16 protein-coding genes are annotated in these 13,970 nt (G+C 37.1%); 3 read left to right on the forward strand and 13 right to left on the reverse strand.

The genetic code is table 11. The features are described from left to right. Nucleotides 1-300: 300 nt before the first annotated feature. The 13 genes from ACQKIH_RS07955 to ACQKIH_RS08015 all read right to left on the reverse strand — a co-directional run bounded on the left by ACQKIH_RS07955 (nt 301) and on the right by ACQKIH_RS08015 (nt 11,149). A complete protein-coding gene (locus tag ACQKIH_RS07955; RefSeq protein WP_427764832.1) occupies nt 301-1,116 on the reverse strand; it encodes a metallophosphoesterase in 816 nt (271 codons plus the stop codon). A 34-nt stretch (nt 1,117-1,150) separates the two neighbouring features. Then, entirely contained in the window at nt 1,151-1,834 is a 684-nt protein-coding gene (locus ACQKIH_RS07960) for a hypothetical protein (RefSeq protein WP_427764835.1), read from the reverse strand. Next, nucleotides 1,831-2,550, reverse strand: coding sequence for a hypothetical protein (locus tag ACQKIH_RS07965; RefSeq protein ID WP_427764838.1), 720 nt, complete (start codon nt 2,548-2,550; stop codon nt 1,831-1,833). The genes ACQKIH_RS07960 and ACQKIH_RS07965 overlap by 4 nt, the downstream gene beginning before the upstream one ends. After that, a complete protein-coding gene (locus tag ACQKIH_RS07970) occupies nt 2,534-3,403 on the reverse strand; it encodes an ATP-binding cassette domain-containing protein (RefSeq protein WP_427764841.1) in 870 nt (289 codons plus the stop codon). The genes ACQKIH_RS07965 and ACQKIH_RS07970 overlap by 17 nt, the downstream gene beginning before the upstream one ends. A gap of 3 nt (nt 3,404-3,406) precedes the next feature. Then, nucleotides 3,407-3,778, reverse strand: a complete 372-nt coding sequence (locus ACQKIH_RS07975) for a GntR family transcriptional regulator (RefSeq protein WP_427764843.1) — start codon at nt 3,776-3,778, stop codon at nt 3,407-3,409. A gap of 209 nt (nt 3,779-3,987) precedes the next feature. Further along, nucleotides 3,988-4,743 (reverse strand): SDR family NAD(P)-dependent oxidoreductase, encoded by a 756-nt coding sequence (locus ACQKIH_RS07980; RefSeq protein ID WP_057985446.1) that lies wholly within the window; start codon nt 4,741-4,743, stop codon nt 3,988-3,990. Between the two features lie 635 nt (nt 4,744-5,378). Next, nucleotides 5,379-5,756: a Na+/H+ antiporter subunit G gene (locus ACQKIH_RS07985; RefSeq protein ID WP_427764846.1), complete on the reverse strand. Its 378-nt coding sequence runs from the start codon at nt 5,754-5,756 to the stop codon at nt 5,379-5,381. After that, entirely contained in the window at nt 5,734-6,018 is a 285-nt protein-coding gene (locus ACQKIH_RS07990; RefSeq protein ID WP_057985443.1) for a Na(+)/H(+) antiporter subunit F1, read from the reverse strand. The genes ACQKIH_RS07985 and ACQKIH_RS07990 overlap by 23 nt, the downstream gene beginning before the upstream one ends. Then, nucleotides 6,015-6,497 (reverse strand): Na+/H+ antiporter subunit E, encoded by a 483-nt coding sequence (locus ACQKIH_RS07995; RefSeq protein ID WP_057985440.1) that lies wholly within the window; start codon nt 6,495-6,497, stop codon nt 6,015-6,017. Before ACQKIH_RS07995 ends, ACQKIH_RS07990 begins: the two co-directional genes overlap by 4 nt. A gap of 14 nt (nt 6,498-6,511) precedes the next feature. Continuing rightward, entirely contained in the window at nt 6,512-7,996 is a 1,485-nt protein-coding gene (locus ACQKIH_RS08000; protein ID WP_427764849.1) for a Na+/H+ antiporter subunit D, read from the reverse strand. Continuing rightward, on the reverse strand, nt 7,989-8,327 hold the full coding sequence (locus ACQKIH_RS08005) for a Na(+)/H(+) antiporter subunit C (RefSeq protein ID WP_057985437.1): 339 nt from the start codon (nt 8,325-8,327) through the stop codon (nt 7,989-7,991). The genes ACQKIH_RS08000 and ACQKIH_RS08005 overlap by 8 nt, the downstream gene beginning before the upstream one ends. 1 nt (nt 8,328) lies before the next feature. Next, complete coding sequence (locus ACQKIH_RS08010; RefSeq protein ID WP_057985435.1) at nt 8,329-8,751, reverse strand: Na(+)/H(+) antiporter subunit B; 423 nt, start codon at nt 8,749-8,751, stop codon at nt 8,329-8,331. After that, on the reverse strand, nt 8,738-11,149 hold the full coding sequence (locus ACQKIH_RS08015; protein ID WP_427764852.1) for a Na+/H+ antiporter subunit A: 2,412 nt from the start codon (nt 11,147-11,149) through the stop codon (nt 8,738-8,740). Before ACQKIH_RS08015 ends, ACQKIH_RS08010 begins: the two co-directional genes overlap by 14 nt. 336 nt (nt 11,150-11,485) lie before the next feature. On the opposite strand from ACQKIH_RS08015, the gene ACQKIH_RS08020 reads away from it, so the two are divergent. From ACQKIH_RS08020 to ACQKIH_RS08030, 3 genes are all read left to right on the forward strand, one after another. Next, nucleotides 11,486-12,169 carry a universal stress protein gene (locus ACQKIH_RS08020; protein ID WP_057985431.1) on the forward strand — a complete coding sequence of 228 codons (684 nt, stop codon included), beginning with the start codon at nt 11,486-11,488 and terminating at the stop codon, nt 12,167-12,169. Between the two features lie 183 nt (nt 12,170-12,352). Continuing rightward, complete coding sequence (locus ACQKIH_RS08025) at nt 12,353-13,051, forward strand: FadR/GntR family transcriptional regulator (protein ID WP_427764855.1); 699 nt, start codon at nt 12,353-12,355, stop codon at nt 13,049-13,051. Nucleotides 13,052-13,242: 191 nt separating this feature from the next. Then, nucleotides 13,243-13,959 carry a (Fe-S)-binding protein gene (locus tag ACQKIH_RS08030; RefSeq protein WP_427764857.1) on the forward strand — a complete coding sequence of 239 codons (717 nt, stop codon included), beginning with the start codon at nt 13,243-13,245 and terminating at the stop codon, nt 13,957-13,959. Nucleotides 13,960-13,970: the final 11 nt, after the last annotated feature.

The raw sequence follows: 13,970 nt of genomic DNA on the forward strand, positions 1-13,970 counted from the left end.
TAATTTCCATCATATAGAAATTATATAGCTAAGTAAATACGAATTAAAAATATATTACTCTTCATTTTAATAGAAGATACGATTTCCATGATTACTTGTAAGCAGCTACTGAAACCTCGATCTACTCTTTATATAGATTCTAATAAAATTCGCGTTTGTTAAGTTGGTCAAAACACACACGGCATGTGGCTTTTCTCGTATAATTTTGCACTCCTTATTTGTATACTTTAATTAACAATTTCGATAAACCTTTAAATTATACCCACTAAAAAAAACGTCACAACTGTGACGTTTTTTGGTTTATTTCTGTTGTAATTCTACCGTGATAATCTGAGGGAGGTTAAAAATTCGATATGGAAAAATACTATTTCCTAATCCTCGACTAATAACCATTGTTGTATTGTTCTCTTCAAAAATACCAGCTGTGTATTTTGGGAGTAATCCTTGAGAAGGTGCAACAAGCCCACCTATAAATGGTACTCTTATTTGGCCACCATGTGCATGCCCCGTAAATACGTAATCCATTTCCTTTTCAACATACGTTTCAAATTGTTCTGGTCGATGGGATAACAGCATCGTGAAAAGCTCGACATCTACACCTTCCATCGCTTGATTAATCATCTCTCCAACAGAACGTCCCATTAACGGATCTTCTATACCGGCAATGGCGATGCGTTCCCCGTCACGCTCTAACACCACTGCATCATTCGGTAAAACGTGCACCCCTAAATCCGTCAGTGCTAAATAAATTTCGTCCATTAAATTTAGCGCTACCTCGTGATTTCCGAGCACGTAATAAACATCCGCAATTTCAACAAACTGTTCCACTGCCTGCAAACTATTTTGCAAATCATAGCGTCGACTATCCACTAAGTCACCTGTAATGAAAATCGCATCAGGCTTTGTTTTACGTACTTTTTCTACTAAGCGCGATTGATTTTTGCCGAATGTCGCATCATGCAAATCCGTAATTTGTGTCACCCGGTATCCATTAAAGCTTGCTGGAATTTTGTCCGATTCATGCACTAGCTTTGTCGTCATAATCCAATTGTTATTCACATACAAAAACACATAAACTGCCGCTACAAAAAGAACTAATTTTAATATCTTTTTCACTATCCGTCGCTCAATTCATTATGGATTGGATGAGCTAATCAACCCGCCCACTGTTATCAATGATATTGAAGTGCTTCGGAACATTCAAGTGTAAAATCCGATTTCCGATAAAACGGTCGAATTCTCCATACTGCATATATCCCATATTTATAGGCTCTAGCATTTCTAATTTCGCTTGAATCGTATAAAACTCCACTTTTTTCTCTACTTCTGAAATATAAAAATGATTATCTTTAAATTCAATCGTAGGCGGCTCTAAGTCCTTTGAAATATCGATTCGATTATAAATAATTGGCATCTCATAATAAGTAGCAACAATATTATTAGACTTCGAATCATTCCATGTCACCGCAACACGCGTATTATAAGAATTATCTGCCAGTGTAATTTCTATATCTTCCGCTGTTCCCTCATAGCTGTTGGCAAAAACAAAATAATCAGCTGGAATTTGATCAAACTTATCAGCCCAATATAGTTCATCTAACTTCTTTTCCTCTGCTAGGGCGACTTTAAGTTGTTGCTCAGAAAGCACTTTCATCGTTTTATCTGGCATAATTAAAATTCCTATAAACGAAATGACACCAAGCATGAAATAAATGATCATTACCCATGACGTTCGTTTCGGTGTCCAAATTCTCACTTTTGATGCAAGCTTTTTAACACCAATAATTAATACACCCATTATTAAAATCGGTAGAAATATTAATAACACACTCATCGTCGTATCACCTCTCTACGCTGTCTAATGCCAATCGTTAGCACCCAAAGTGGTAGAATCATATAAATTACTCCCCCTGGTACTCCTCCAATACTAGGGATAAAGAAAAACTCAAACAATGCCCAATTTAAAGTATCTTTCAACTGCATATAGGAAATAAGGGCAATAATTAATAACAGCGTAATTATTTTCGAGAAATCAAATAATGTTTTCGCAAAAAAACTTGCTGATCCTGCTAATAAAACTAATAAGAAAAATAGAAATAATGAAGACAGTTCAAAAAGTGACCCCATATTGACCTTCACTTGATCAAATATTAATAGTCGCGAAAAAATAATAATATAAAATGAGCTTAATGCGGACAAAACTGTAAATGCGCTGAGCACAACTAAAAATAATAAAGTTGATACCGTTTCTGTAAAATTCGTTGTCACAACCGAGTAATTATCATTGCGAATGGATTGAGTAGCGAGCAACCAACCGAGCATAATAGCTGAAATAATACTAATTATTAATAAAATATCTAAACTATAAAAATGCTCATTATATTCCAAAGAGCCACCACCACTCCCCCTGTTTCCAGTACTTCCGGATAATACGGTAAAAATAACTTGCACGATTACTATCGTACTAAATGTCGCGCTAAACACACGACATTTCCACAGTAGCTGTTGCCAAATATTTTGCGTAATACTGACATTATTTAAAGATGTCATCAATTATCCCCTCCTTACTACTCGTCAAATATTTACACACTTCACTGGCACTTAATGATTGGCTCTTTACACTAGCCGGTATCGCGAGTCCGTTATTTTCAATAATCGCTTCAAATAATGGCGATTGTTCGCGCTTATAAAACACATGTGCCTTTTCCAGAAGGGGCTCGATTTCTTCTTTTTGCCCAACAATACGAAGAGCCATTTGCTGTACTTCTTCTAGCGGCGCATACAGCTCGACCACTCCTTCATGCAGCAACAAAATATCTTCAATTAAATGCTCCATCTCCTGTAAATAGTGGCTCGACATAATAATCAATCGTGGAAATGCAATATAATCCTTCAAAATTGCACGGTACATATCCGAGCGAACGGCTTCATCCATACCATTCATCGGCTCGTCTAAAAGCGTCACCGCACAGCGTGTTGCCAAGCCGTAAATCAAATTGAATACAGCAGTTTGCCCCTTTGATAATTGCATATGTTCGTTTTTTTCTGAAATACCGACATAGCGCAGTAGATCAAATGCGAGCTCCGTTGCAAAATTCGGGTAAAAACGTTTCGCATGTAATAAAATTTCCTTCAATGTAAAGATTGGTGGAAACGACATCTTATCCTCAATTAAAATGACATTCGCTGCAACATGTAATGCATTAAACGGCCTTTTCCCAAGCACTTGCACATGTCCGCCCGTTTCTTTTAAATGCCCCGCTAATAATTTTAGAAGTGTCGACTTCCCTACACCGTTGCGTCCGATTAACCCAATAATTTTAGGCTCATCTATTTGAAAACTGACACTTGTTAATACATTGCTCTTTCCGTAACGTTTTTCTAATTTCTCACATTGGATCACAGCTCACCCCTCCTTTTGAATTTGCTTAATTAATGTAATCAACTCTTCATCTGATACGGCTAATCTTTTCGCCTCCTGCACAATTTCCTGCGCCATTTTCGCTAAATTATGATTTCGACGTGTTGCTAAAATACGTTCTTTCGCATCTACTACAACGAACATGCCAAGCCCCCTTTTTTTAAATAAAATTTCGTTTTCGACTAAAATCGTTAGTCCTTTTCCTGCTGTTGCGGGATTAATATTAAAAATTTCAGCAAGTTGATACTGCGAATACACTTTGCCTTCAGGTAATAAGCGCTCTGCTAATATTTCATTTTCAAGCCATTCTGCTATTTGAATATAAATCGGCGTCGTGCTTTGTGCGTTAAAATCCAATAATAAGACTCCTTTCCTTGAAATTTACTCAGTACATTAGTGTTGTAATGTACTATACGTAAAAATGAACAGACTGTCAAATATTAACTTATTGTAGATATTTTTACACTATAGGGTTTCTTTATAAGGTAGAAAGAAGCGTTTATACGATGTAATTGCATAAAAAAAGGAAGCCCTTTAACAACAAGGACTTCCTTTTATATAAAATATTAGCGTAATTTAATTGATCCGCCATCTACCATGATTGTTTGTCCAGTGATGTAAGAAGAATCTTCGCTTGCTAAGAATACTGCAACGCGACCGATATCATCTTCAACTTCACCTAATCTTCTTAGAGGAATTTTAGAAAGCATTCCTTGGTAGTATTCTGGGTTGTCTTCTGCCCATTGAATCATACCTGGTGATTTAGCGATTGGTGAAATGATGTTTACATTAATACCAAATGGACCAAATTCGTTCGATGCTACACGTGTAATTCCACGAATCGCTTCTTTTGCTACTGCGTAAGAACCTTGGTTTACATCTCCGTTAATACCAGCACCTGATGCAAAGTTGATGATGTTTCCTTTTGATTCTTTTAAGTAAGGTAGTGCAGCTTGCATTAAGTAGAACGTTGGATAGAATCCAGTATTAAATGAGAAATCGAAATCAGCTTGTGTCGTATCTTCAATCGAGTTCATTCTTGATGCGTGTGCATTGTTTACTAAAATATCTAGTTTGCCATAACGCTCAACAACTTGTGTCACGATATTTCCAAGCTTGTCATGTTCCATAAGGTTTGCTTGAATAAACATTGATTCTGGTTGGTATTCTTGTAATTTTTTAATTGCTACAGTTCCTACTTCAGCATTTAAGTCAACAATTACTACTTTAGCTCCTTCTTTTACAAAGGCAGTTGCCATACCCATACCGATACCGCCTGCGCCACCTGTAATAATTGCTACTTTTCCATCAAGTTTTTTCATGATAAGTTCTCCTCTATAAAAAACATATTTTTTTGTGTACCCAATAATGACATTGGATTTTATAAATTTTCCTATAAGGCCTATAATGCCGTTTTCAACGACATTACATTAATGTAAACAAGCAACTTTTTTTCAGTTACTTTATGTAACCATAATAACCTATTCATTTTAATGTGTCAATTATGTGAACTAGCTTTACTATATATAGCAAAACGCTGGTTTACACGTGAACTATTATAAATTATACCAATTTGTTTAACTAAAGAATACAACTTTTAGATATTTTATTTAAAAAAGAGAGAAGTTGATTTCCAATTAAGAAGACAATCTATTTTCACGTTAAATCGGCACAAGTTACTAAAATTTCTCCGAAAACTTATCCACAAACGCTAGTTATCCACAAAGTTATCCACTTTTCTCTTAGTTGTACACATTTTATCTGAAATTTTCAACAATTGACAAAAAACTTATCCACAATACTTCATTTTTTTGAAAATAATACATTTAAATTGTGGATTAGTTTGCTGAAAGAAGGAATTTACTATCTAATTTCTACTTAAAAAAGGCAGACATGTTGAATGAACAACATGTCTGCCTTTTGAAAGATTATTTGCGATGTACTTGCAAGACATGTCTTATTTCATGTCGTTTTCTGATTCATCATTTCCAAATAGCACGGGCTTTAACGCATCTTCACCCGAGCCTTCTGCCAATGGAACGCGCGAACGATAGGCAGCCCGACAAACTAAATGCCCCGCAACAGGTGCTGTAATGAAGACGAAAACAATTCCTAATATTAAACGAATACTTACAAAGCCATCATGTATCCAAAAATAAATAAATGAGCCTAATAGACAGCTTAATACAGATAATGTCGCACTTTTTGTTGCAGCATGGGAGCGTGTATAAACATCCGGAAGACGAATCATGCCGAATGCACTAATGACACTAATAACCGCGCCAAACAAAATCAGTAACGCCGCCAATAACTCAATCAGCTGATTTACGCTCAACGATTACACCTCTTTCAATGTATTTCGAAAACGCAATCGTCCCGATAAATGATAAAATCCCCAAAATTAAAATCGCTTCTAAAAATGCTTTCGTTTTTAAAACAATGGAGACAATGGCAATCGCCGAAATCAAATTGACTCCTATTGTATCAAGAGCTATCGCACGATCTGGAAGCGATGGTCCTTTAATCACACGGAATAAAGAAATGGCAATGGCTATCATAAATAAGAAGAGTGACATGTTCAAAATCGTATTTATCATTCTGTCACCTCCAAAATAGCTTGCTCAAATTTACCGATTGACTTGAGTACCGTTTCCTTCGATTCTTCAATATCCATTGCATGAATATAGAAAACACTACCGTCTTCAGATACTTCCATTACTACTGAACCTGGCGTTAATGTAAGCAACAGCGCTAATACGGTAATTTCCCAGTCACCACGTAGTCGTGTTTCATATGTGAAAATCCCTGGTGTAATATTCAGCTGCGGTTGTAATACTTGCTTTAAAACAGATAGGCTCGAAAGAATTAGCTCTTGAATAAGTAACAAAATGAGCTTGATTACTTTTAACACACGACGTAAGTAAAACTGTATACCGAAAAATCGGTGCATTGCATATAAAATGAAGATACCGATAAAGAACCCTGCCACGAATGTTGAAAAACTAGCATTGGGATCGTCTTTAAGTAAAAACCATAATGCTGCAATAAATAAATTTAAAATAAATTGTCCAAACATTAGCTCACCCTCCTCTATTCATTGGCATTTAAAATAGCATCCACATAAACAGAAGGATTTACTAATGTATATGCTGCGTCGTTTACATAAACGGCAATTCCTTCTGCGCCAACACCTAAGCCGACTATGCACAGTGCAAATAGCATAAATGAAACCATCGCACCTCGAGGAATTGGCTTTTTGTCATCTTCACTAATTGACGTTTCTCCAAAAAAGGAAGCAAGGAAAATACGAAGAAGCGAATATAAAACGATGACACTTGAGCCAAAGCCTAATGCAAGCAACACATAGGAACCTGTTTCAACAGCACCTTGCCCGATCAAAACTTTGCCGATAAAACCACTCAATGGCGGAATCCCAACAAGCGCACACATCACAATAAAATAAAGCCAACCAAAGAGTGGATAATTTCGAATCAATCCACTCATATTTTTCACGACAATCTCTCCAGTTAAAAACACCATCGTTCCAATAATTAAAAACAGTAGTGCTTTGGCAATCATATCGTGAATTAAATAATAAACAGCCCCTGCCATTGCTTCTTCCGTTCCAATTGCGAGCGCTAATAATATAAAGCCGACACCAATGACAACATTATATGTAGCAATTGTTCGCACATCATGACCCGAGAGCGCCCCCATACAACCTGCAATTATCGTCAAGCCAGCCATTATACCAATTAACGTATGTGTCACCTCTGGATCGAATGGGAACATTAATGTAAACGTGCGGAATAACGCATAAATCCCTACCTTTGTTAATAACGCCGCAAATAATGCTTGCACAACAGTAGGTGGAACGCTATAAGAACCTGGTAACCAGAAGAATAGAAGCAATCCTGCTTTTAAAGCAAACACAATCAGGAAAACAAGTGAGACAAGTGTCAGTATTGGCTCTTGTCCTACTTCTGCCACACGCTGTGAAATATGCGCCATATTCAATGTTTTTAACGTGCCATATAAGTACGCAAGCGCGAGTAAAAACATCCATGAAGCGACGATATTGATTAACACATATTTTAGTGCTTCACGTAGCTGAAACTTTTCACCGCCAAGTGCTATTAATGCAAAGGAAGCAAGTAGCATTACTTCAAAACAAACAAATAAGTTAAAAATATCCCCTGTCAAAAACGAGCCATTTACACCTGCCACTAATAATAGAACAAAAGGATAGAAAAACATCCGTTCATGACGAGGTCCAATCGTTGAAAAGGCATAAATTAAACAAATGGCTGTCACAATGCTTGCCGTTAGTACTAATAAAACAGCAAAGGAATCCGCTACAAACAAAATACCAAACGGTGGAGCCCAACCACTAAAATCAAGTCGTAAAATACCCTCTGTTTGAATTAATTGCAATAAGACAATCGATACAACTGCAACAAATACCATTGTTATAAGGCTGACAATGCGCTGCAACTTAATCGAATCACGTAAAAAAACTAAAAATATTGCCGTAATTATCGGCACAATCATTGGTAAAACAATGATATTATTCATCTGATTTACCTCCTAGCTGCGAGAAATCATCTGTGCCGTTTGTTAAATACATACGGTAAGCAAGAACAAGTAAAAACGCTGTAACGGCAAAGCTAATAACGATTGCCGTTAAAATAAGCGCCTGTGGCAACGCATCTGTAAAAGCTTCATCTGCTTGCCCAATAATCGGCACGTCCCCCTTTTTCAAGCCACCTACCGTTAAGAGTAATAAATGGACGGCATGCGACAAAATCGCAGTGCCCATAATGACACGAAAAACACTTCGAGAGAGGATTAAATACGTAGCAATTGCTACAAGTATGCCTACAAGTATTATCATTAAAGATTCCATACTATTCATCCTCACTTATACTTAAAATAATCGTTACAAGTGTACCGATGACCGTTAAAGCAACGCCCGCCTCAAACAATACAACCGTAGACAGATGCTTTTCTCCCAAGATTGGAATAGTAAAGTAGCCATCTGTTTGTGTTAGAAAAGGCGCATCAAAAAATAACGAACCAATTGCTGTCCCTGTTGCGAGTAAAACACCAAGTGCAGCAACCTTCTTAAAGTCGAACGGCATGCCTTTATGTACCGTTTCAATGTCATACGTTAAGTACAGTAAAACAATGGCTGAGCCTAGTACAAGCCCACCAATGAATCCTCCGCCTGGCGCATTATGTCCCGCGAAAAATAAGTACATACCAAACGTTAAAACAATAAAGACAACCATTCGAACAACGGTTTTTAAAATCACATCATTTACTTTCAACGTCTGTATCCCCCTTTTTCGCCTTAAGCTTAATGAGTGTATAGACGCCAAGTCCTGCAATAAATAACACGACCACTTCTAGCATCGTATCAAACGCACGGAAATCACCTAAAATTGTATTAACGATGTTTTTCCCGCCCGCTAAATTATAAGCATCCTCAAAATAAGCTGAAATCGGTTCGAACTTATCATAATTCATCACCGCTAAGCCAATGAGCGTAACCGTTGCACCTACTGCAATTGAAATCATCGCTTTTGTTATTTTGATTGAATTGGACACCTTTTCAGGCTGGATTTTCGGTAAATATTTAAACGCTAATAAAAATAGCGCTGTCGTAATAGACTCTACAACAAGCTGTGTTAATGCCAAATCTGGTGCTCTAAACACAACAAAGAAAAATGCAACTGAATAACCAAGTACACCGTTTAGTAAAACAACTGTAATCCGTTGCTTGGCGAATAAAATGGCACCAGCAGCAAAGACCATAACAAATACCAAAATTAACTCATACGGTTCAATTGCTGAATCCTTTGATGGATCCCAACTTAGCACATCCGCATAGAGTGCATATCCCGCTAAAACAGCGATAAAAAATACATAAATATAGATGAAATAATACGAGAGATGTCCGTTCATATAACGATTTGTAATACGGCTCGAATAACTTTCACCAGAGCCAATAATTCGTTCATATATCGCATTAAATGTATATTTTTGCGGGAAGATTTGATACATCGGGCGCCATTTTTTAAGCGTACGATACAGTAAAATTCCAAACACAATGACACCAAATGTCATCCATAATTCTGTATTAATATAGCCATGCCACGCTGCAATATGCGGTGTAAGCTCTTCACTCGAAGGAAACATCGGATAAATACTAGCCATCGCAGGCTGTAAAATATAATGGCCTAATACATTCGGGAAGATGAAAATACCAACAACAAACGTAATTAAAATATAAGGAGAAATTAACATCCCAATCGGTGCTTCATGTGGCGGCTTTTCCAAACGGTCTGGCTGGATTTTGCCAAAGAATGTACGCATCACAATAATCGCGCAATAAACAAACGTAAAAATACTAGCAATCCATGCGACAACCGGGAAAATTAAACCGAAATTATCAAGTGAAAAAATATTTAATTGCATAATATTCACAGTAGCTGCAAAAAACATTTCTTTACTTAAGAAACCATTAAATGGTGGTAAACCTGCCATTGAAAAACTACCAATAACGGCAATTGTAAACGTAAATGGCATGAGCGCCATTAATCCACCTAAACGGCGAATATCCCGCGTTCCTACTTCATGATCGACAATACCGACCATCATAAATAGCGCGCCTTTAAACGTTGAATGATTAATTAAATGGAATAGTGCAGCAAATGTTGCCTGTGTGTAAATGACCGTATCTGACGCATAACCTAAGTGCAATGCGGCCGAACCAAGTCCAAATAAACTCATAATCAAACCGAGCTGACTGATTGTTGAATAAGCAAGCAAGGCCTTTAAGTCAAATTGCTTAACTGCATTGAATGAACCCCAGAATAACGTCAAAATCCCGACGCCACTCACTGTCCAAAACCACACTTCATGTCCACCAAAAATCGGTGTTGTTCGTGCCACTAAGTAAATTCCTGCTTTTACCATTGTAGCGGAATGCAAGTAGGCTGATACAGGTGTTGGTGCTTCCATCGCATCCGGTAACCAAATGTGAAACGGAAATTGTGCGGATTTCGTAAATGCACCAAGCAATACAAGAAGCATCGCAGGAACAAATAATGCACTTGCTTGTACAACTTCTAAATTGGCAATAATTTCACGAATGCTAAAGGTACCCGAAGCAACATATAACATTAAAAAACCTGCAAGCATTGCGACGCCACCACTTACGGTAATAATCATCGCCTTACGTGCACCCGCCCGTGAAGCTTTACGGTGATGCCAAAATGCAATGAGTAAAAACGAAGAAACACTTGTTAATTCCCAAAAAACATAAAGCACCATTAAGTTATCTGAAAGGACGACGCCAAGCATAGCGCCCATGAAGAGCAATAGATAGCAATAGAAATGATGTAGAGATTCTTTTGTTGATAAATAAAAAATAGAATATAATATAACCAAACTACCTACACCAGTAATGAGTAAGCTGAATATCATACTCAGACCATCTAAGTAAGTCGTTATATTAATACCAAATGTGGGGATCCACTCGTATGTTTTCACAAACGTTTCACCATTTGCAATTCGAGGGATATATGAAGCTAACAGTGTAAATAAAACCGCAGGAACTACCAAAACAAACCATCCGAGATGAATATTCTTGAATCGCCTATATATAAATGGAATTAGTGCTGCAGCGATGAATGGGAGCATAATAGAAAAAGCAACAATCAAAAGCAAAGACCTCCTAGCAATTAAAGTCAATGTATCAAATTTGTAGTAAGCGTGAAAAAATGGACTCTTACTTGACTATCCACATAACTCACTTCATAATAATGTGTCATATAGAGAGTATATCTTTCTAACATCAAAATGAATTAATTAAGAAACATACCTTTAAGATAATTTTTATTATGGACTATTTACTAAACAAAAATAAACATTACAGTTTTAAGTATACAATAACAATGCGCTCCTTGCACTGTAATAGCGTTAGTTTTATCTCATTTATACTTAATTTCTCCATTTTGAATTATTATTATAGGATAAGAAAAAGAGGTGCGGGCTAAAATGAAACACATTAGAGGCCGGATAGACGAAAGTATTTTAGTTTGTGTATATTATGGACAAAATGGAGAGCGTTTAATACGCAGAGGGCATAAACTAGCTACATTACTAGATTGTCCACTTTATGTTTTAACGGTCGATCCACAACAACTCGATGCTTTCGATGCAGAAAAATCAAACTACATCGAACAGTGGGGGCAATTGGCGAAAGACTTAGAAATTGAAGAATTTATCGTTAAGGACAATGAGCGCCGACCGATTCAAAAGGTGATTTCTGAAGTAGCGAGAAACTGCAACATTACACAAATTATTGTTGGACAAAGTGCCCAAAGTCGATGGGAGGAAATTACGAAAGGCTCTTTCTTAAACGTCTTATTAAAAGAAGTGCCATTTGTTGATTTTCATATCGTTTCGGTTAAGCGCCCTTCTGAGGATGAATTAATCGATATTTTTGAAAAAGGTGTACGTACTTACCTAGTAGAAGATGACGAGGCGTTTAAAGTAGCTTTCACTTGTCCTAAGATTATCGCTATTGAAGGGATTTTCTTCAAAGAGATTGGCACTGACTTCGACAACGGAATTTTTAAATTTGCGTATGATCAAAAAATGCACGAAGTTAATATTACTGAAGGAATCGTCACAAATCCAGAACGTATCCCACTTGCTTGTCGCCCGGTGAATGGCTAGACAGCCTTCCTTCAAAGTGCAAAAAAATAATATGAATATTCGATTCCCCACTTTAAGACTTTGATCTTAAAGTGGTTTTTTACATCCATAAATCCAATTGGCAAATATCCATAGCACAGTTATGATAAAGTTATTGAAATTTACACGTTTTTTCATTTTATCACCTAGAAAGGAATGCTAATAATGCACTATAAAAAGATAAAACCGCAAAAATTATACGAGCAAGTTGCCAATACAATCGAACAAAAGATTATAGGCAAAGAGCTTTTACCTGGAGATAAATTAGATTCTGTTGAACAACTTGCGAAAAATTTTGAAGTGGGACGTTCAGCTATTCGTGAAGCATTAACATCCCTTCAAGCACGAGGCATCATTGAAATTCGACAAGGTGAAGGGACATATGTACGCAAAATCACTGCTGAAGATATTACATTAAATGTACCGCATTATGCCACATTTTCTGAACAAGATTTAAAGCACATATTTGAAGTGCGTAAAATTTTAGAACTCGGTGTCATCGAAAACGCAGCCACTCGTCGAACGGAAGCTCAACTCCAACAAATGCAGCAAGCAATTGAGCAGATGCAAAAAGGTTTACTCGATACAGAAGCTAGTAGTTTTGCCGACATGCAATTTCATGCAACAATTGCAGATTCAGCGAATAACCCTTTGCTTGTATCCATGTTACAAAATGTATCCATACCGATCGCAACACAAATTAAACATACACGCGATCTACTTGTTCAATCCAATACAAAAGCGTTAATGCAATTACATGATGAACATGTTGCGATTTATGAGGCAGTAAAACTTGGTGAGCCTATTTCTGCACGGAAAGCGATGGAGCGCCATTTACGCACTGTAGAAAGTTTACTTTTTTAATGAAAAAAGTGCATCCGCACCCGTTTTATAGCGACCTCGATTAGCTGAAGTGGATGCCCAAACATTAAAAGTATGTAATTACCTCTTCGAATCAAGTAAACACTCGATAGTTCTTTATTTTTAGACTCATCAGATGACCGGTTGACTATTTATTCTGAACATTGTAAATTTAAATTACAGGGGGGATTGTATTGAATGTTTCTTTGTTTGCAACTTGTATCGTGGATATGTTTCAAAGTAATGTCGGAAAAAGTACTGTTGAGCTTTTGGAGAGACTCAGCTGTACAGTAAGCTTTCCAAAAGGACAGACATGCTGTGGTCAGCCAGCATATAATAGCGGCTATGTGAAAGCCTCGAAAGATACGATGAAAAATACGATTCGTGTTTTTGAAAATGCCGAAGTAATCGTCTGCCCATCTGGTTCTTGTGCATATATGTTAAAAGAATATGTGCATATTTTTAAAGATGAACCTATTTGGCAAGAACGCGCGCAACGGATTGCCGACAAAACGTACGAGCTCACGCAATTTATTGTGGAAGTACTCGGAATTGAAAACGTCGGGGCAAAATTAAGCGGCACCGCAACCTACCATCCATCTTGTCATATGACGCGCCTTCTTAAAGTACAGCAAGCACCTATGACCTTGCTTAAAAACGTCGATGGTCTAGAGATTATTGAACTTCCGTTAAAAGAAAATTGTTGTGGGTTTGGTGGGACATTTTCCGTTAAAATGGGGCGCATTTCTGAGCAGATGGTCGATGAAAAGGTTGCCTCTGTTCAACAAACAAATGCACATTATTTAATCGGGGCAGATGGTGGTTGCCTATTAAACATCGGTGGTCGAATCGAACGGCAAAACCTCGAAGTGAAAACAATGCACATTGCAGAAGTATTAAATAGTAGATAAAGGGGGCGATC

It is taken from the genome of Solibacillus cecembensis (assembly GCF_050272495.1).
Lineage (GTDB): Bacteria > Bacillota > Bacilli > Bacillales_A > Planococcaceae > Solibacillus > Solibacillus cecembensis.

What these genes read in the sequence shown, in the direction of transcription:
- ACQKIH_RS07980 (WP_057985446.1), bottom strand. Translation starts at nt 4,743, where the DNA reads ATGAAAAAACTTGATGGAAAAGTAGCAATTATTACAGGTGGCGCAGGC.
- ACQKIH_RS08000 (WP_427764849.1), bottom strand. Translation starts at nt 7,996, where the DNA reads ATGAATAATATCATTGTTTTACCAATGATTGTGCCGATAATTACGGCA.
- ACQKIH_RS07995 (WP_057985440.1), bottom strand. Translation starts at nt 6,497, where the DNA reads ATGTTTGGACAATTTATTTTAAATTTATTTATTGCAGCATTATGGTTT.
- ACQKIH_RS08025 (WP_427764855.1), top strand. Translation starts at nt 12,353, where the DNA reads ATGCACTATAAAAAGATAAAACCGCAAAAATTATACGAGCAAGTTGCC.
- ACQKIH_RS08005 (WP_057985437.1), bottom strand. Translation starts at nt 8,327, where the DNA reads ATGGAATCTTTAATGATAATACTTGTAGGCATACTTGTAGCAATTGCT.
- ACQKIH_RS07960 (WP_427764835.1), bottom strand. Translation starts at nt 1,834, where the DNA reads ATGAGTGTGTTATTAATATTTCTACCGATTTTAATAATGGGTGTATTA.
- ACQKIH_RS08020 (WP_057985431.1), top strand. Translation starts at nt 11,486, where the DNA reads ATGAAACACATTAGAGGCCGGATAGACGAAAGTATTTTAGTTTGTGTA.
- ACQKIH_RS07965 (WP_427764838.1), bottom strand. Translation starts at nt 2,550, where the DNA reads ATGACATCTTTAAATAATGTCAGTATTACGCAAAATATTTGGCAACAG.
- ACQKIH_RS07990 (WP_057985443.1), bottom strand. Translation starts at nt 6,018, where the DNA reads ATGATAAATACGATTTTGAACATGTCACTCTTCTTATTTATGATAGCC.